Annotated in this window: 17 protein-coding genes; 6 read left to right on the top strand and 11 right to left on the bottom strand. The window is 67.3% G+C overall.

The features are described 5' to 3' along the window. Nucleotides 1-73 precede the first annotated feature (73 nt). From WFK98_RS17740 to WFK98_RS17700, 9 genes are all read right to left on the bottom strand, one after another. On the bottom strand, nucleotides 74-1,168 hold the full coding sequence (locus tag WFK98_RS17740) for an AI-2E family transporter (protein ID WP_336801164.1): 1,095 nt from the start codon (nucleotides 1,166-1,168) through the stop codon (nucleotides 74-76). Between the two features lie 155 nt (nucleotides 1,169-1,323). Then, nucleotides 1,324-2,352 (bottom strand): YihY/virulence factor BrkB family protein, encoded by a 1,029-nt coding sequence (locus tag WFK98_RS17735; protein ID WP_266339050.1) that lies wholly within the window; start codon nucleotides 2,350-2,352, stop codon nucleotides 1,324-1,326. A 123-nt stretch (nucleotides 2,353-2,475) separates the two neighbouring features. Then, nucleotides 2,476-2,811, bottom strand: coding sequence for a porin (locus WFK98_RS27395; protein ID WP_442907435.1), 336 nt, complete (start codon nucleotides 2,809-2,811; stop codon nucleotides 2,476-2,478). Continuing rightward, a complete protein-coding gene (locus WFK98_RS17725; RefSeq protein ID WP_336801163.1) occupies nucleotides 2,808-3,374 on the bottom strand; it encodes a dual specificity protein phosphatase family protein in 567 nt (188 codons plus the stop codon). The genes WFK98_RS27395 and WFK98_RS17725 overlap by 4 nt, the downstream gene beginning before the upstream one ends. Before the next feature lie 116 nt (nucleotides 3,375-3,490). Then, a complete protein-coding gene (locus WFK98_RS17720) occupies nucleotides 3,491-4,192 on the bottom strand; it encodes a VIT1/CCC1 transporter family protein (RefSeq protein WP_266339048.1) in 702 nt (233 codons plus the stop codon). A 17-nt stretch (nucleotides 4,193-4,209) separates the two neighbouring features. Then, nucleotides 4,210-5,598, bottom strand: a complete 1,389-nt coding sequence (locus WFK98_RS17715) for a sensor histidine kinase (RefSeq protein WP_336801162.1) — start codon at nucleotides 5,596-5,598, stop codon at nucleotides 4,210-4,212. Further along, nucleotides 5,591-6,271, bottom strand: a complete 681-nt coding sequence (locus WFK98_RS17710; RefSeq protein ID WP_336801161.1) for a response regulator transcription factor — start codon at nucleotides 6,269-6,271, stop codon at nucleotides 5,591-5,593. Before WFK98_RS17710 ends, WFK98_RS17715 begins: the two co-directional genes overlap by 8 nt. Beyond that, complete coding sequence (locus WFK98_RS17705) at nucleotides 6,268-6,801, bottom strand: cytochrome b/b6 domain-containing protein (protein WP_336801160.1); 534 nt, start codon at nucleotides 6,799-6,801, stop codon at nucleotides 6,268-6,270. The genes WFK98_RS17710 and WFK98_RS17705 overlap by 4 nt, the downstream gene beginning before the upstream one ends. A 34-nt stretch (nucleotides 6,802-6,835) precedes the next feature. Continuing rightward, a complete protein-coding gene (locus WFK98_RS17700; RefSeq protein ID WP_266339044.1) occupies nucleotides 6,836-7,117 on the bottom strand; it encodes a PepSY domain-containing protein in 282 nt (93 codons plus the stop codon). Between the two features lie 452 nt (nucleotides 7,118-7,569). Here WFK98_RS17700 and WFK98_RS17695 point away from each other — a divergent pair, with 452 nt between their 5' ends. After that, nucleotides 7,570-8,685, top strand: a complete 1,116-nt coding sequence (locus tag WFK98_RS17695; RefSeq protein WP_266339043.1) for a linear amide C-N hydrolase — start codon at nucleotides 7,570-7,572, stop codon at nucleotides 8,683-8,685. Nucleotides 8,686-8,772: 87 nt separating this feature from the next. On the opposite strand, the gene WFK98_RS17690 is transcribed toward WFK98_RS17695, so the two are convergent. Beyond that, complete coding sequence (locus tag WFK98_RS17690; RefSeq protein WP_336801159.1) at nucleotides 8,773-9,465, bottom strand: outer membrane protein; 693 nt, start codon at nucleotides 9,463-9,465, stop codon at nucleotides 8,773-8,775. Between the two features lie 251 nt (nucleotides 9,466-9,716). On the opposite strand from WFK98_RS17690, the gene WFK98_RS17685 reads away from it, so the two are divergent. Further along, nucleotides 9,717-11,522 (top strand): sulfatase-like hydrolase/transferase, encoded by a 1,806-nt coding sequence (locus WFK98_RS17685; protein WP_336801158.1) that lies wholly within the window; start codon nucleotides 9,717-9,719, stop codon nucleotides 11,520-11,522. 147 nt (nucleotides 11,523-11,669) lie between these two features. Here the strand turns inward: WFK98_RS17685 and WFK98_RS17680 are convergent, their stop codons facing one another. Beyond that, on the bottom strand, nucleotides 11,670-14,564 hold the full coding sequence (locus WFK98_RS17680; RefSeq protein ID WP_336801157.1) for a hypothetical protein: 2,895 nt from the start codon (nucleotides 14,562-14,564) through the stop codon (nucleotides 11,670-11,672). Here WFK98_RS17680 and WFK98_RS17675 point away from each other — a divergent pair. From WFK98_RS17675 to WFK98_RS17660, 4 genes are all read left to right on the top strand, one after another. Further along, a complete protein-coding gene (locus WFK98_RS17675; protein WP_336801156.1) occupies nucleotides 14,557-14,916 on the top strand; it encodes a hypothetical protein in 360 nt (119 codons plus the stop codon). The genes WFK98_RS17680 and WFK98_RS17675 overlap by 8 nt on opposite strands. Before the next feature lie 287 nt (nucleotides 14,917-15,203). Then, the gene (locus WFK98_RS17670; RefSeq protein WP_336801155.1) at nucleotides 15,204-16,361 is read left to right on the top strand and encodes a M14 family metallopeptidase; all 1,158 of its coding nucleotides are present in this window, start codon (nucleotides 15,204-15,206) and stop codon (nucleotides 16,359-16,361) included. Further along, on the top strand, nucleotides 16,358-17,017 hold the full coding sequence (locus tag WFK98_RS17665; RefSeq protein ID WP_336801154.1) for an aspartate/glutamate racemase family protein: 660 nt from the start codon (nucleotides 16,358-16,360) through the stop codon (nucleotides 17,015-17,017). The genes WFK98_RS17670 and WFK98_RS17665 overlap by 4 nt, the downstream gene beginning before the upstream one ends. After that, a complete protein-coding gene (locus WFK98_RS17660; RefSeq protein WP_336801153.1) occupies nucleotides 17,014-18,369 on the top strand; it encodes a dihydroorotase in 1,356 nt (451 codons plus the stop codon). The genes WFK98_RS17665 and WFK98_RS17660 overlap by 4 nt, the downstream gene beginning before the upstream one ends. The last annotated feature ends 2 nt before the right edge of the window (nucleotides 18,370-18,371 follow it).

Below are 18,371 nucleotides of genomic sequence, written 5' to 3'. Positions count from 1 at the left end.
TGTCCGGATGGTAGAGCGTTTTCCTGTCGCGGTTTCCTCACGCGACCCGGTATTCGCTTCGCTCGAAAGCGCTCTAGCCCTCGAGGAAATGTCCGACGGTGTTGAGCGGCCGCACGCCGTCGCAGATGATCTTGGCGATGGCGAGCATCGGCACGGCGAGGACCGCGCCCGGCACGCCCCACATCCAGAACCAGAAGATCAGCGAGATGATCACCAGCACCGGGTTCAGCGTGAAGCGGCGCGCCAGCAGCATCGGCGTTATCGCCTCGCCCTCGACGATGTGGATCGCGAGATAGAGCCCGGCCGGCAGCAGCGCCTGCCAAAGCGGATCGATGGTCAGCAGTCCGGCGAGCAGGAACAGGCCGACGCCGACCAGTGGCCCCATGATCGGCACGTAGTTGAGGAAAAAGGCCACCGCGCCCCAGAGCACGGGATCACCGAGGCCGCAGGCCCACATGGCGAGCCCGGTGGCGACGCCGACCGCCCCGTTCATCAGCGTGATCGTCACCAGATAGGCGGAGACGTTTTCCTCGATCTGCTGCGACAGGTCGACGACGCGGCGCTTGTCGCCGAAGCTCGGCACGATCTCCACCATCCGCCGCAGGAAGGTGTCGCCGGAGACGAGCAGGAAGAACAGGATCAGGATCGTCTCGAAGAAGCCGCTGGCGAAATGCTGCGTGCCCTTCATCAGCATTTCGGCCAGGGTCGGGCCGCCGCCGCCGGTGGCGGGACCGTCGAACTGGTGCAGGAATTTCTGCAGCGCGCCGATTGGCTGGCTCAGGAATTTGAGCCGCTCCTCCAGCCGCTGCACGCCGTCCGGCAATTTCTCGCCCCAGGCGGTCGCCGGACCGGAAAGCGCCGCGCCGACGCCGACGATGACGCCGAACACGGTCAGGATCAGCATCAGCGCCGCCAGGCTCCTCGGCACACGCAACTGCTCCAGCAGCCGCATCGCGGGCTGGAACAGCAGCTTCAGCACGATGGCCAGCACGATGGGCAGGATGATGTCGGAGGCGAAGTAGCAGACCGTCAGCACCGCCAGCACCAGCAGGCAGGTCTGGATCGCCAGCCTCGGGTCGGAGCGGAACGGGCCCTTCTCGCCCAGATCCGGCGTCTCCAGCGGCACGGTTTCGGTGGTCGGGATCTCGACTCGGAAGGGATCGGCCATCGGCGCAACTCGCTTTGAGGCGGCCGGGAAGGCGCGGCGCGCCAGAGGCTCCCGGACTGGCCTGCCAATGCGCGGACGTCGTCCTTGGTTGCACGGTGCCGGCAAAAACCGCCGGACGGAGGAGTTCGCCTCCGCCGCGGCGCGGGCGGCGCGCCCTAGTTCTGCGCCTTGCCGATCGAATCGGCCATTGCCGCGCCGCGCTTGCCGAGCGGCTTCGCCCGCCCGACCGTCGAATCGCGCGCCGTCTGGTGCTCGATCTCGGCATTGAGTTCGGCCCCGAGAAGGAGGACCGTCGAGGACAGCCAGATCCAGGTCATGAAGCCGATGATGGCGCCGAGCGCGCCGTAATTGCGGTCATAGCTGCCGAAGCTGGAGACGTACCAGGAGAAGCTGATCGAGGTCAGGATCCAGAGCGCGGCGGCGACCGTGCTGCCCCAGGTGACCCAGCGCCATTTCGGCTGCTCGCGACAGGGACCGAAGCGGTAGAGGATGGCGAGCGCCGCCCAGACGAAGAAGCCGAGGACCGGCCAGCGCAGGATATTGATCCAGACCTCGGAGGAGCGGCCGATTTCGAGGAAGCGCAGCGCGATCGGAACCGCGATGATGAAGGCGATGGCGCCGATGCCGGCGACGATCGCCAGCAGGGTGAAGATCAGCGATTCGACGTTGAGGGCGATGACGCTGCGCCGCTCGCGCTCGCCATAGGCGACGTTGAGGCCGTCGATCGTCGCCTTGATGCCGGCATTGGCGCTCCAGATCGAGAACAGGAAGGAGAGCGCGAAGCTGAAGCTGAGCGCGCCGCTCGACGCGCGGACCGCCAGGTTGATCTGGTCCGAGATCAGTTCGAAGGCGCCGGCGGGCAGCACGAAGGCGAGGCTCGACAGGTGGCTGCTGATGGTCGAGTTGTCGGCGACCAGGCCATAGAGCGTCACGAGCGCGCTCAGGCCGGGAAAGATGGCGAGCAGGCAGAAGAACGCCATGCCGCCGGCGACCGTCAGCACGCGGTCCTCGAGCGAGCTTTCCCAGACCCGCCACAGGATGTCCTTCCAGCCGCGCGCCGGGATTTCGGCCGGCGCATTCGCCAGCCGGCCGCGGCCCGGCTCGGCATGGTCGATGGCCTGTTCGATCGTCAGAGCGTAAGGCGCGCCGGTCGGGGACTGGGGAGGGATTTTCGCGGACGCCATATGCCGTGCCTGTTTATCGCTGTGGGGGCCGGAGATCGCTGGCCGGCGCCGAAACGCCGATTCACCGGCGGACGCGGCCAGTCTAGCCCAGTCGGCAGGCTCTCGTCTTCGCTTCCGCGGCGATCAGTGCCGTCCGCCGAAGGCGGTGCCGAACTTCACATAACCGGCGATCTTGATGCAGGTTCCCGTCCCCGGCGAATAGGTGAAGCCCTCGCCGAAGGCGTCGCAGATGCGGGCGTAATGCGGGTCGTCCGCTTCCGGCTCGGCGGCGGTCGGCGCGGCTGGCCGCAGCCCGTCGCTTGCCGGCTTCTTCGGATTCGTCGGCGATGGCGTCGACGGCAGCTGCCAGATATCGGCCCGCGCCGCGCCGGCGGGGAGGCCGAAGGCGAGGGCAAGGCCCAGCGCGACGCCCGCCCGCCACCATCCAATTCCGTCGTTGCTGAAGATCCGGTGTGTCATGAATCGTGAAATCCGAGCCAGGGTTCCAGGGCTTCGAAGGTCATGTCCATCGGCCAGGTGGGGCTGAGCGGCAACGCCACATGGCCGTAGCGGAACGAAATCTGGTCTTCGGCCGCTTCCTCGCCGAGCTTGGCGACGGCGGCGACATAGAGCGCCGAAGCGAGGCCGGTGCGGTCGCTGCCGTCGGTGCAATGCACAAGGATCGGTTTCTCGGCCGTCTTGAAGAGCCGGATGAGCGCTTCGGCCTCGGCCTGCGTCAGCTCGGTGCGCGAGGACATGCGGAAGTCCTCATGCGCGACGCCGAGCTTGCGCGATTCGTCGATCTCGGCGCGATACCAGGGGGCGGATTCGTTTGCCCCGCGCAGGTTGATGACGGTCTTGATGCCGAAGTTCTGCACATAGCTCGCGAGCGCCGTCGGCGTCGGCTGGGCCGAGCGGTAGAGCTCGCCGGCGATCACCGAGTGAAAATTGCCGGTGATGAGCAGGAAGGAGAGGTAGATGCCGAAAAAGAGCGGCACGGCCAGCACGGCGCCGCCGATCATCAGAATCCGCTTTCTGGTCATGTGCCGGCCATATCCCGCTTTGTCATGCAGCCTCGGCCGCATGGTGAAAGAGTACTCGAAACGGCCTTGTCGGGCCAGATGGCTGGCAGGTGGCTTTCCGTCGCGGCAAAGGCGGGTCAGACGACCGTGCCGAAGGCGGCGCCGATCGCTGCCGTGACCGCCATGGCGATCGCGCCCCAGAAGCTGACGCGCAGCATCGCCTTGCCGACATTGGCGCCACCTGCCTTGGCGCCGATCGCGCCGAGCAGGGCCAGGAAGGCAAGCGAGGCGAGCGATACCGCCGGAACCAGCCAGGATGACGGCGCGACCAGCACCATCAGGAGCGGCATCAGCGCGCCGATGGCGAAGGTCGCGGCCGACGCGAGCGCCGCCTGCACTGGCCGCGCCGTGGTGATTTCGGAAATGCCGAACTCGTCGCGGGCATGGGCGGCGAGCGCATCCTTGGCCATCAGCTGCTCGGCGACCTGGCGGGCCAGTCCCGGCTCGACCCCGCGCTGGACATAGATGTCGGCGAGCTCCTGGCGCTCGGCTTCGATGTCATCGGCCAGTTCCGCGCGCTCGCGGTCGAGGTCGGCGCTCTCCGTGTCGGCCTGCGAGCTGACCGAGACATATTCGCCCGCCGCCATCGACATGGCGCCGGCGACGAGCCCGGCCGTGCCGGCAAGCAGGATCTCGTTCGGTCCGGTCGCCGCGGCGGCGACGCCGACGATCAGGCTCGAGGTCGAGAGAATGCCGTCATTGGCGCCGAGCACGGCCGCGCGCAGCCAGCCGATCCGGTGCACCAGGTGGTTTTCGCGGTGGGTGAGGGCGCGGGGCATGGGCCAGGTTCCTTCGATCAGGCGGGAGGCGGGGCCGCGGAGGGCGGGCCGGATGGTTGCCGGGGCGCGGCGGAAAAGATCAGCGTCGCTACCGTGCGGCGGCCCGGGTCGACGGCAAGGTCGAGGCGGCCGCCATGCATGGCGGCGATGCGCTTGACGATTTCCAGGCCCATGCCGAGCCGATCGCCGCTGCGCCCGTCCGGCGTTCTGTCTCGATAGGCGCCGGCGCCGTCGATGACCGCGATGCGCGGACCCGGGCCGGCCCGCAGCAGGATCCTGGTGCCGGGCGGCGTGTGGGTGACGGCGTTGGTGACGAGATTGACCAACGCGTCCTCGAGCAGGCCGGGATCGCCGCGGATGACGGCGGCGCCCTCGTCGGCGAAGGCGATGCTGTGCGCGTTGTCATAGACCCAGGGTCCGGTCGAGGCGACGACGCCGCGTCCGAGCGCGGCGAGATCGATCGGCGCGAAGCTCTTCCGCTCCAGCGCTTCCAGCCGTCCGAGCGCCGTGATCTGGCCGACGAGGCGCGCCAGGGCCTCGACGTCCTGCTCCATCCGCCGCGCGCGCGGATGGTCGATCTGCCCGAGCTCCAGTTGCAGCATGGCGAGCGGCGTGCGGATCTCGTGCGCGACCGCCGTGTTGAACAGGCGCTGGTCGCGCATCAGCCCGCCGATGCGGGTGAGCGAGCGGTTGACCGCCGCGCCGAGCTCGGCGACCTCCTGCGGCATGCGGCTGACGTCGATCTTGTGGTCGGGATCGAGCGGGTCGATGGCTCCGGCCTGGCGGGCCGCCGCCCTGACCGGCTGCAGGGCGAGCCATGCCGAGGCCAGCGAGCCGCCGAGGATCAGCACGAGCTGCAGCGACATCGGCACGGCGAGATGGTCGGCGAATTCGTGGCCGAGCGCCCGCCACATGGCGATCTCGTTTTCGTCGAGCACGGCGACCTCGATCACGACGCGCTGGCCGTCGATCTCGACCGCCCTTCCGCCGGCCACCCGCAGCGGTTTGCTGGCGCCGAGCAGTCTCGTCCAGCGGTCGGGCGGGTCGACCTCCTCGGGCAGGAGATGCAGCACGCAGCGATCGCCGCAATTGGAGAAGATCGCCGACCCCCGCTCCGAGCGGATGCGGGCGAGCCGGGTCTCGCTGCCGGGCGCATACGCCTCGGCGCCATCCGGCAGCCTGAATTCCCAATGGCCGTCGCGGCGGTGGATGCCCTCGGCGAGGATGGCCGTCTCGCGGTCGACGATGAGCGAGCCGAGCTCGACATCGTCGAAATAATAGGTGGCGAAGACAATGACGAGCTGCAGCGCCATCGCGATGCAGGCGAAGAGGACAATGCGTCCTGCGATGGTTGCCACGAGGCCGGGCCGTTCGATCGCGGGCTCCGCCATGCGCGCGTCAGCCATTCTTGAGATCGCGCAGCAGGTAGCCGGCGCCGCGCACCGTCTCGATGGCGACGCCGGAGGCGACGCCCTCGAGGCGCTTGCGCAGGCGCGACACGGCGAGCTCGATGGCGTTCGCGGACAGTTCTTCGCCGAATTCGGATAGCTTCGCCTCGATCCGCTCCTTGGGAACCACCGAGCCGGCATTGCGCAGCAGCACCGCCATCACCGAGCGCTCGCGCGGCGACATGGCGATCGTCTCGCCGGCGCAGGAAAGCGCCGAGCTGGCCGGGTCGAAACGGATATGGCCGAGCTCGATCAGATCGGCCATGTGGGCGGGCGCGCGCCTTAGCAGCGCCCGGCAGCGCGCCAGCAGCTCATAGTGGTTGAACGGCTTGACCAGGTAGTCGTCCGCGCCGGCATCGAGGCCGGCGATGCGTTCGTCGACCGCGCCGCGCGCCGTGATGATCAGGACCGGCACGGCGAAGCCGGCGACGCGGATCGAACGGATCAGCTCGAGCCCGTCGCCATCCGGCAGGCCGAGATCCACCAGAACGAGGTCATAGGGCGCGACGTCCATGGCGGCGCGCGCGTCGGCGACCGTCGCGACGGCGTCGACGCGCCATTCCGCCTGATGGATGGTCTCGATCAGCAGGTCGCGAAGCCGGGCACTATCCTCGACAAGCAGAAGTCTCATGCTCTCTTGCGGCCCGTCACCATGGCAAGCACCAGATTTTCGCGATGACGCAGACTCTCGAGGATCGCCGCGGCGGCATGGACGAAAGCCAGCACCATGATGGCGTCGGCCAGCGTGCCGTGCAGTTCCTGCAGCCAGTCCTCGCCCCAGAAGGCGTCGAGCCCCATCATCCACCCGGTCAAGCATACGCCCGCCAGCAGCAGCATGAGAAGGATCATCATGACCGCGCCGGCCGGATTGTGCCCGATATGGCGCGGCTCGCGCCGCCGCATCAGGGCGCCGAGATAGGGCACCAGCCGCCTGGGCGTCGGGAAGAAGTCGGCGAAGCGGGCATGGCGCGTGCCGACGAAGCCCCAGACGAGGCGGATGGCGAGCGCGGCGGCGACGGTGTAGCCGAGCGCCCGGTGCAGCGCGTGGCCCGGTTCCAGGACGAAAAGGTTGAGGATGCAGGCGGTGGCGACCGTCCAGTGAAAGAGCCGGACGATCGGGTCCCAGACCGCGACCGTGGCCGCCCCTTCAGGGGCAGCCACGCGATCTCGTGCCGGGACTCTGGCTTTCCCCGGCTCAGCCACCGATCTCGGCCTTCACGATCGAGCCGTCGACCGGGTTGAAGTAGACCTCGGCCTTCTTGTTGTCCTTGTCGTAGCCGTAGATCTCGTAGCAGGAGCCGGTGATCTTGAAGGTCTTGATCTTCTGGTAGCCCATATCCTTGATCATCGCCTTCATCTTGTCCTGGCTCATCCAGGCCGTCCGGGGCTCTTTGGTGCATGCGGGGCTTGCCAGCGCCGCGCCGGCAAGGAAGGGCAGCGACAGGGCAGCGAGGGTAGCGGCGGATAGAATACGCATGGTTGCTCCAGGTTCGGGTTGGGCGCGGCCACCGGCCGGCCCGTGCAAGGTGCCGGAGCAAGCTGTCAGTCGGCTGTCAGCCGCGGCGATGCACGGGAGGGTCCGGCCTGTCCGGGCGAAATCTCCGTCGCGGCCGGTCGGCGCACGCGCCGCTTTTAAGGTTGTGGCGGCGGATTTCTTCAACTATCAATTCGCCCCATCCCACCTTCGGTCCAGCCTTTCGGGGGGCTGGCCGGCCTGCGGCGGCATTGATCTTGCGAGCGCTCGATGGACGACAGGAAACGTTCGGTCGATGTTCTGGGGCCGTGCCCGGCAGGGGCGGTCGATCTGCGCCCATCCGGCGGATCCGTCACAATTCATTGAACCCGGGAGGCTATGCCGCTTGAGGCGCAGCTTGCCACGCGGCCAGGCCCGGCCGGAACTTGCCATCCAACCAAGGAGAAGAGATCTGAATGTGCACGTCGCTTGGATACACGGACGCGGCTGGTAAGGCCTATTTCGGCCGTACGATGGAACTCACGATGGACCTGCCCTATCAGGTCGCCCATTTCCCGGTCGGTTTCGAGAGGACGAGCGTCGTACCCGGCCATCCGGCGCTGAAGTTCACCGCGCGCTACGCCGTGCTCGCTATCACCATGCCGGACCGGATGCCGACTGCGGCCGCGCCGGCGACGATCGCCGACCTCCGGGTGCTCGAGGGGCTGAACGACCAGGGCCTGACCTTCAGCCTGCTGTCCTATCCGGCGGCGGCCGGCAAGCAGAAGTCCATCGACGTCACGCAGGCGGTGCTCTCCGCATCCGATCTCGGCGCCTGGGCGCTCGGCCAGTTCGCCACCGTGGCCGAGGTCAAGGCCGCGCTCGCCGACCAGCCCGTCATGCTGCAGCCGCTCGGCCTGCTCGGCGGCGTCGAATCGCCGTTCCACTACGTCGTCCACGACGCCTCGGGCGCGGCCGCCGTGATCGAATTCGACCATGGCACGATGACGGTCTACGACAATCCGGTCGGCGTGATGACCAACGGGCCGAAGTTCGACTGGCACCTGACCAATCTCGACAACTACACCTTCCTGACCAATGTCGATAAGCCGAGCGCGACCTTCGGCAGCTACACGGCCAATCAGCCGGACGCCGGCATCGCAACGGCGGGGCTGCCCAGCTCCAACACCTCGGTTGGCCGTTTCGTGCGCGCTGCCTATTACGCGCAGTTCGCGGAAAAGGCGGACTCGCCGGACCTCGCGATCCAGACCCTCGCCCATGTCATGAACAATTTTGACCGGCCGCGCGGCGTCGCGATCGCCTATCCGGCGGATGGCGGCGCGCATATGGAGGTGCCGGGCCTGTCATCGACGGGTTCCAAGCCCTACGAGACCGAGTACACCTGCTGGACCGTCCTGTCGGACCACGATCGCAAGCGCTTCTTCGTCCGTGACTATCGCGGCCTGAACTTCACCGGCTTCGATCTCATCGCGATGGCCGGCGCCACGGTGCCGACGGTTATTCCCCTCGACAAGCTCTCCAGCGGCGCAATCGACGCGACCGGGCTGATGAAAGCGAAGCCGGCAAACTGAGCCCGGGCAGCTTCGGGATGATCGCCATCGGCGATCATCCTTTTCCTGCTTCAGCGGCAAGGCCGATCGCGATGGTTTGCGTCGGCCTCAGAACTTGTAGTTCAGGCCAAGCTTGGCGGACTGCATCTTCAGATCGACCGGGAATGGTCCGGCATCGCCCAGGTGAAAATCCTTCGAGCCGAGATCGGCGTAGAGATATTCGACCTTGGCGGTCACATGGCTGGTGACCGCGTATTCGAAGCCGGCGCCCACCGTCCAGCCGGTGAAGGTCTGGCTGTCGGAGCCATGGCTCGAAAGGGCCGGGAAGTCGGGCATCGAGAACTGGGTGTCATAGGTGGCGTTGGCCCAGGCAAAGCCGCCGGTGACATAGGGCAGGAAGCGATCCATGCCATAGCCGAGGCGTCCACGCACGGTGCCGAACGCATCGATCTTGGTCCGGAAATCCATCGAATAGGGGAAGCCAGAGGTATCGGTGAAGCCGCTGGAATCGGACAGGTCGGCGAAGGCGGCGTCCGCCTCGATGCCGAGCACGATCTGGCTCGGGAACTGGAAATTGTAGCCGATCTGGCCGCCGCCGAAGAAGCCGTCCGGCTGCGGGTTGTCCGCCGGCGCGATCACAGGGCCGTCGGTCTTGGCCCAGCCATAGCCGCCATGCACGCCGGCATAGAAGCCGCTCCAGTTGAACGCCGCCGGCTCGGCGGCGGGCGGCGTGGAAAGGTCCGCCGAAAGGGCCGGCAGGCTGCCGAGGGCGAGGGCGAGAACGGCCAGGCGGATGCGCATGATTGGCTCTTAGCTAGGGAATCCCGAGCCGAACGTTAACACAACCGGAATCCACGTCTGTGACTTTCATGCCACAGGCAGGCTGCCGCTGCGATAGCTGGCCTTTCGCGCCCGCCGCGCCGTCGGGGGCCGGCAATCCGGTCCGTAGTCCGCCGGCTTTGCGATTGTCCTTGCTCGACGCATCGGTGTACTCACGGCATGCCTTCGAGGCGTTCGCGGGCACGAACGCCCGGACACGAGACATCTCCAGAATGACCAGCCTTTTCAGCACGATCGCCGTGGTTCTGGCGTTGACCTGCGTCCTGTATCGCCTGCGCCGCCGCTATCTGCGGGCGCATCACAGCCGGGTTCGCCTGCGGGCGGAAAAGGTCGGCTGGCCGCTGGTGGTGGCGAGCCTGTTCGCCATGGTGCTCGGGCTCGCGGCCCAATTTCCCTCCCTGCTGGCGCAGGGCCTGCTGGTCGCGCTCGGTGCCGTCCTGCTCGCCGTCGCTGCCGCGATCGATCTCTGCAGCCGGCAGTATCTGGGCGCGCCGCCGCTGACGATCTGGCGCCATGTCCGCCTCTCTACCGCCCGGGTTTCGACCTCCGTCCTTGCCTCCACCTATCTCGGCGCCTTTCTTCCGAAGCGCTTCATGCTGGCGATGGCCAGCCTGTTCGGGGCGGGCTGGGTACTTGCCCTCGCGCTGGCCGGATCTGACTTTGCCTCCCTCGGGACGGCGTCCGTTCTCCTCGTCGCCGGCTTCGTCGGCTGGGCCGGGCTCGAAAGGATGCGGTTCCGTCCGGCGCTGTCGCAGGAGGCCTGGGCCTTCCTGCTCCGCGAACCCAAGCGCGTCGGCGACGAGGGCATTGCCCGCGAGCTTCATGCCGCCGATCGTTCGAACGCCTGCCGGCCGGGCCCCTCGGCCGAGCTGCTGCCGAAGACCATCCTGCTGGTCATCAACGAATCGGCCGGGCACTGGCTACCGTCGAGCGATGGCCAAACGTCGCTTGCCGATCGGATCCTGGCGCTGAGCGGCGCGCCGGGCGAATGGTTCGTGCCGAGCAACGCCGTCACGAATTCCTGCTGCACCGAGATCAGCTTTCCCTCGATCCTGACCGGCGCCGGCGCGCATGAGGGCATCGACACGCTGCATCGGCTGCCCTTCGTGTTCGATCTCGCGCGGTCGAGGGGCTATCGCACCGCCCTGCTGATGTCGTCTTCGCTCGGATGGCTGAACCTCGACCGCTTCGTTTCGGCAGCCCGGCTCGACGAACTCTATTGCGCCGAAACGAGCGGCGAACCGCTGGTCAACGACCTCGGCATCGACGATGCCTTCACGGTGCGCCGCTTCGAGCGGCTGATCGGCGAGAGCGAAGGCCCGGTCTTCGCCGTTGTCTTCCTGAACGCGCTGCATGTGCCGTTCCAGGCCGAGAGCCTCTATCCGCTCGCCGCCGGGCTGAAGGACCGGCGCTCGCGGGCGCTTTCGATTATCGAGCAGGCGCATCGGCATCTGTTCGACGTGTTGCAGCGGGCGGGACGGTACGAGGATGCGCTGATCGTGTCGGTCGGCGATCACGGCGAGCTTCCGGGGGATCGGGACGATCCGCGCGCGACCATTCCCCGCCAGGAGAATTTCAGCGACTGGGTGCTGCGGACGCTGTTTCTCATCAAGCCGCCGCGCGACCTGCCTCCCGCCTTGGTCACGGCGCTGCACGGCAATGTCGATCGCCTCGTCGCCAATGTCGACCTGGCGCCGACGCTCGCGCATCTCCTCGGGACGACGCTGTCCGACGGTCTCGCCTATTCGGGCAAGAGCCTGTTCGAGCCGATTCCGGCCGGGCGCATCGCCATCGCCACCAGCGCGAACGAGTGGCGGCCCTGGCACGGCGCCGCCGTGGCCCTCGCCCGCGGCCGGGAGCGGCTGACCTGCGACCGCTTCGATTTCCTGCAATATGAGAGCGGCGGCCCGGTCGACCGCGACACGGGATCGCGCGGGCGCAGGGAACTCCTGGACGCGGCGATGGAGATCCCGACCCTGCGCCAGAACATCGCCCACATCTACCGCGAACATCACTAGAGCGTCTTCGAGCGAAGTGGGTCAGGTTCGCGTGGAGACACGCGGCAAAACAAGCAGGCAGATCGTTTCGGCCTTTCCATGAAACGCTGGAATGACCTGTGCGCGGCCGCCGGGAATGCCCCCCGTCGGCCGCGACGGTGTCGGTGGTCAGAAGTCCATCCCGGCGGAGAGGCGAATATCCCAGGTCGTCTCGTCTGCGTCCCGGCGCAGGTTCGCGGCCAGCTTCGCAGCGGCTCCGTTGCCATTGGAGAGGATCGCGCCGATATCGAGACGACCGAACACGCCGTCCGAAACATCCGCGTAGTTCGCGATGTCCGAGATCGACACATCACCGCCCGACAGCACGCGGTCGCCGACGCGCCATCCGGCGAACGGCTTCAGTTCGCCGAGCGCCGTCGACCATGTCCTCGCGACATCGAATCCGGCTTCGGCCGTGAAGGCGGCGCTGTTCTCGAAGCCGACGCCGAGGTCCTGCATGGTGAAGCCGTCGAAGCGCGTCAGGCTCGCGGAAATCGCCGCCACTGGCGTCAGTTCGTAGCTGCCCTGCGTCATGCGGCGGCCGACGGTGATCCTGCCGCCAACGCTGCTGCCGTCCTGGCTGGTGCTGAGGCCGGAAAGGTCGATGTCGGTATCGAGCTGCTGCCAGGCCAGGGTCGTGTCGACGAAGGCGCCATTGGCGAAGGAGAGGCCGGCATAGGCGCCGACGCCCGGACCGGCCAGCGTCTCGCGGTCGCCGTCCGTGAAGCTGAGGCGCGTCGCGCCGTAGCTGGCAAAGAGGCCAAGCACCAGATCCCGCCCGCCATCGAGCGAGAAACGGCCATCCAGGCCGCCCTCGATCGCGCCCGAACGGCGCAGATAGCCGTCGCCGTCGCCATAGGCGCCGACGGTGCGAGCCCAGGCGGCGTAGACCGGCTGGTTGCTGGCGGCGATGGCCTGCGCGGCGGGATCGGCCGGTCGGTCGGGTTCGGCATAGGCCGTTGCCGGCACCGCGGCCGCTGCCTTCGGCCGGTCGGCCCGCAGCCAGGCCAGGCGGTCTTCGGCCGCGTCGAACTGGCTTTCGAGCAGGTACCGGCCGGCCTGGTTGAGACGCGACAGCGTCTGCCCCGCGGCGTCGGTATCATAGGCGAGATGCCAGCTCTGGTCGCCGGCGGCATAGTCGAGCCCCAGCGTCAGCAGGCCGTAGTTCTGCCGCATGGTGAAGCTCGAGGCGCCGGCGTTGTTGCTGCCTTCCGCCTGCACGACGGTGCCCCGCGGCAGCTGGTCCCAGTCGAGGCCGCTGAGCGCGGAGGGGTCGGCCAGGCTGACTTTCGTGACCCCGGTGACGTCTCCCTCGATCGTCAGCACGGCATCGCCGGCCGTGGCGGAGAGCGACGCCGTGTCGAACACGAAGGTCGACGCGGTCCCGCCCGCATAGTCGCCAGTAATGGTGAGTCGGCCGGCCGTGTCGCCAAGGCTGGTCACGTAGAGCGCGCCGTCATTGTCGAGCGCTGAATCGAGGACGCTGTCGCCGAGGCTCCAGATCGTTCCGGTGTTGGCAAGCGAGCTGGTCTCGACCGCCGCGCCGAAGCCCGATTCGCCGGAAAAGGCCCACAGCCCGGCGTTCTCGATCGTCGCCGCGCCGATCTCGGGGATGTCGCCGCCGAGGGCAATCCGGATGTTGCCAAGCAGGGTGCCGGCATTTTCGACCGTCGCCGACCCTGCGCTGGCGCTGATGTTCACCGCAGTGCCCGACACCGCCGAGGCGAAGATCTCCTGCTCGGGCGCGGAGAGATCGGCGAGATGGCCCGGCGCGGCATAGGTTTCCAGCTGCGAAGCCGCCGCGACGAGGCCGCTTGCCGCATTCGACACTTCCACCGTCGTCAGGCCGGCTCCGTCGACGTCGATCGCGCCACCCTCGCCATCGGCGGCGACCAGGCCGCTGTTGGAGATCGTGACGGCGCCTCCGGCCGTCTGGGCGTGCAGGCCTGCCCCCGCGGCCCAGACCGAGCCGTCATTGACGATCGCGACCGAGCCGCTCTCGTTGCGGCCGAAAATGCCGTCATCGGCCGTCGCGCTGATCGTCGCGCCGGCGTGGTTGGTGATGACGGTCGCGCCTTCGACCTGCGTGTAGCCGTCAATGCCGTAGAAATGCGTCTGGGTCGTCACGCGACCGATGGTCTGGCCGGAGACGATGCTGCCGTAATTGTCGATGGTGGCGCTGTCGGAACCCCACACGACGATCGCCGAGCCGTTTTCCGACGTGACCGATCCATGGTTGACGGCGACGGCATCGCCATCCGCGGACCAGGCGACGACGCCCTGCCGGTTGTGGCTCAGGATGACGCCGTCGACACCGTTGATGACCGTTGCCGTGCCGAGATAGTCGATGGCGCGCGCGCCGGCGAGCCAGGCGTCGATCGAGCCCTGGTTGTCGATCGTGACCGCGACCGGGTCCTCAGCGCCGGAGCCGCCATCGGCGTAGATGCCTCGTCCGAACGTGCTGGTCACCTGCCCGTTGTTGGTGATCGAGACCGAGCTGCCGATGCCGTTGGCGGTCGCATCGATGCCTTCCGATCCCGCATCGCTGCCATGGCTGGTGTAGTCGTCGGTCAGTCCCGCATGGACGGTGCCGTCATTGACGATGGTGATGCTGCCGCCATTGACGTTCCATCCGGTGACGCCGGCGCCGTTCGAATTGACGGTGACGGTCGAGCCGATGGTGATGTCGATATCGCCATCCGCCTCCGTCCGCGCCATGACGCCCTGCGCGCCGGTGGAGTTGACGATCGTCTGGCCGTCCACGGTCAGCGAGAGGTCGATGCCGGTCAACGGGTTGGCGACGCGCAGGGAAATCAGGCCGTAGTCGGCGTTGCCGCCTTCGACGGTGATGTCGCTGACATGGAGCGATGCCGGGCCGGATTCGGCCCAGCCATAGACGCCGTCCGCGCCGCATGCGCCCGGCGGATTGCTGATGTTGACGTTGCCCGTCGTGGTGCAGCCAGCCCAGGCCGGCGCCGCCGATCCAACAACCATCATCCCCATCGCAAGGATGGAGTTGCTCAACAAGACACGTTTCATCGAAGACCCCGGCCGCTGCTTTGCCGGAAGGCCCCCCAACCAGCTCACGTCGGTGACGTTGCGACGCGCAGGCTGGAGCGGTCAAGAATCCGCGCTGGTAATTGAAAGTTCGCAATACTTTCTTAATGAGTTGTTGCGGATTTGCAGCGTCGACGTTGCGGGCGAACCGGCGCTGTTTCTCGCGCCGACACGCGATCGCCAACGTACCGGAATTGTTCCGCGTCCTGGGGAGGATGTCCTCTTTGGCCGGCGCGGCCGGCAGTCGATCAGCTTGCCGCCAGCCGCACTCGTGGATCAGGCCGCATTGGCCGCCCGAGCGGGGTTCAGTATGCCTTGAAAATCCTCTTTGGCGAGCGCGGCGGCATAAGGGCGCTTGAGTCCTAGATTTCAGATATGCGCATCACCGCGCGGCTCGTTTGCCTGGCCCGGCGAGCACAGCGGGCCATGGCTGGTGGTGGTCGCGGATTTTCGTTCCTGCTTGCCTCGGTCGGACAGGCGCTCCTTCGAGACATTTCGATCGTTGCTTGACCGAATTATTCCATGTGATATTTCATAAATAATGTTAGTGATGTTTCGATTGGTGTGGGCGCGAGCTGCGTTCGCAGCGCCCCAAGAGGTCATATCGTGATAGCTGGCGTCACCCTCGACGATACCGCCTGTTTTTCTTCGGACTACCAATCTGCCCGTGAAAAGCTGCGCAGCCTGGCTCTGCCGCTCGTGACCCGGCACGAGACTTACGCAAACCCGAATCTCGGCCCGAGCGGCGAGGCGCTTGCAACCGACGCCTACTGGTTCGGTCCGGCCGATGTCCGGAACGTGCTCGTGTTGGTCTCGGCAACGCACGGTGTCGAGGGGTTCTGTGGCTCGGGCGCGCAGGTCGACTGGCTGGTCACGGACGGTCTGGGCTTGCTGCCGCCCGCCACGGCCGCTCTCGTCGTTCATGCCCTGAACCCGCATGGTTTCGCCTGGCTGAGGCGAACGACGGAGGAGGGCGTCGACCTTAACCGCAATTGCCTCGACTTCGCTGCCGGCCTGCCCGCCAATCCCGGATATGACGAGCTCGCCTCTGCCTTCGTGCCGGCCTCGATCGATGCCGCGACCCTTGCCGAGGCCGATGCCCGCATCGAGGCATACCGCGCCAAGCATGGTCAGGTCGCCTTTGAGACGGCGCGCAGCAGCGGCCAGTACAGCCATCCGGAAGGCATCTTCTATGGTGGGACGGAGACGACCTGGTCAATCCGCACGCTCGGCCGGATCGTCGCCGATTTCGATCTCGCTTCGCGCGACCATGTCGCCGTAATCGACTATCACACAGGGCTCGGTCCCCATGGCTATGGCGAGCCGATCTGCGGCCACCGGCCCGGCGAGAGCGGCCAGGCGCGCTGCCGTGCCTGGTATGGCGAGAGCCTCGGCGAGCCGATGCTCGGCAAGTCGGCATCGCTGCCGATCGCGGGTCTCACCCAATATGCCTGGGGTCGCGAGGTGGGAGCGGACCGTCTGACCTTCGTCGCGCTGGAGTTCGGCACGTTTCCCCCCGACGAGGGCGCGGCGGCCTTGCGTGCCGATCACTGGCTGCACGCGCATGGCAGCGTCGACTGGCCGGGCGAGGAAACCCGGCGCATCAAGGCGGCGCTTCGCCGCTTCTATCATCCCGATACGCCCGACTGGCGTCAGATGGTGCTGCTGCGCAGCCGCCAGGTGATCGCGCAGGCCTTGGCCGGCATGGCGGCGACGCCCCCGGACCGCTCCCTCCCGCAACCGACGATCGGCCATACTCCATGACTCGCATTCTCGTCCTCAATCCCAACAGTTCGGTCGATGTCACCCAGTCGATGAATGCCGCGCTCGATCTCGTCCGCGCGCCGGGTGGTCCCGAGGTGGTCTGCGCGACGCTGCAGGAGGGTCCGCCCGGCATCGAGACGCAGGAGCATGTCGAGAGCGTCGTTCTGCCGATCGCCCGCTATTTCGAGGCGAACCCGGCCGATGCCTATGTCATCGGCTGCTTCTCCGATCCGGGCCTGGCCCTGGCGCGCGAGAATTTAAAGCGGCCGGTGCTGGGCATCGCCGAATCCGCCTTTCACATGGCGACCGGGCTCGGCCGCCGCTTCGGCATTGTCGCCATCAAGCAGGGCTCGATCGCCCGCCACATGCGCGCCGTTCGCAGTCTTGGCTATATGGACCGTCTTGCCGGCGACCGGCCGCTCGATATCGGTGTCACCCAGATGCAGGGCAGCGGCGTCGTCGAGCGCATCGTCGAGGTCGGAACGGAGCTGCGGGACCGCGACGGGGCCGACGTCCTGATCCTCGGTTGCGCCAGCATGGGCGGCTATCGCAGCGAGATCGAGGATCGGCTGGGCCTTCCCGTCATCGACCCCACCCAGGCTGCCGTGATGCGCGCCATGAGCACGATTTCCCTCGGCTACAGGCAGGTGGCATGACGATGGAATTCGACCGTATCGTCCGCGGCACGCTGGTGCTTCCGGATCGCCTGCTGCCGCACGGCTGGGTCGCCATTTCAGGCGAGCGGATTGTCGCCATTGGCAATGGCCCGTCGCCATCGGCGCAGTCGGTCGAGGATTTCGGCGCCGCGCTGGTCTTTCCGGGCTTCATCGACGGCCAGACCCATGCGACCAGCTACAAGGGGTTGCCTGGCTTCGAGGCCACCAGCCAGTCGGCGCTGGCCGGCGGCATCACGACAATGGTCGACATGCCCTTCGACAATCCAGACCCGCTCAATACCGTCGAGCGGCTCGCCCTGAAGGTCGAAGCGCTGGAAAGCCTCAGTTACTGCGACGTCGCGCTCTATGCGACCATCGCGCCCGGGCAGGGGACCGCCGAAATGGCGAAGCTGGCCGCAGCGGGCGTCTGCGCCTTCAAGATTTCCAGCATCGAAAGCCACCCTGTCCGCTTTCCCCGCCTGCCGGCCGATGACACGCTGGCGATCTTGAAGGCTTCGGTGGAGACCGGCCTTCCCGTCGGGCTGCACAATGAGGACCAGGAGATCGTCCGCGCCGCGATCGCCGCCCTGAAGGCCGCGGGCCGGACCTCGCCGGAATGGCACGAGCCGAGCCGCCCGCTCGCGGCGGAGATGGCGGCGACCGCCAATTTCCTCGAACTGGGCAAGGCGACCGGCGCGCATGTCCATATCGTCCATATCTCGCATCCGCGTGGCTATGATCTGGTCGCCCGATACCGCGAAGAGGGCGTCCGCGCCACCGGCGAGATGTGCGTGCACTATCTCCATTTCGACGCCGCCCGGGATGTCGGCCGTCTCGGCGCCCGCATGAAGGTCAGTCCGCCGATCCGGTCTGGCGTGCTCGACGCACTGTGGCAGACCCTGGCGGATGGCAAGATCGCGCTCGTCTCGTCGGATCATTCGAGCTGGCCGGTCGACAACAAGCTGGTGCCGTCGATCTTCGATGCCGGCGCCGGGATTCCCGGGCTGGAGACATTGGTACCTTCCTTCTTCACCGATCTCTCCGCCCGTGTCGCCGAGTCGGCGCGTGTCCTCTACGAGCAGGTATGCGAGAAGCCGGCTAAGCTGTTTGGGCTCTGGGGGCAGAAGGGAGCGCTCGCGCCGGGTTTCGACGCGGATATCGCGGTCCTCGAAGCCGGCTCCTTCCCCTTCGATGCGTCCACCACTCGTGACGGGCTCAACTGGAGCCCGTACGATGGCGAGACATTCGGCGCTCGCATCGCGGCCACCTTCCTGCGTGGGCGCAAGGTATGGGACGGGCACGATGTTCTCGGCTCGGCCGGCTTCGGCCGCTACGTGAAGCGGGCGGCCTGAGA

The sequence above is a fragment of the Kaistia sp. MMO-174 genome (assembly GCF_037147815.1).
GTDB lineage: Bacteria > Pseudomonadota > Alphaproteobacteria > Rhizobiales > Kaistiaceae > Kaistia > Kaistia nematophila.
Note: the sequence above shows the minus strand (reverse complement) of the source record. Positions and strands in the feature narration are given on the sequence as shown.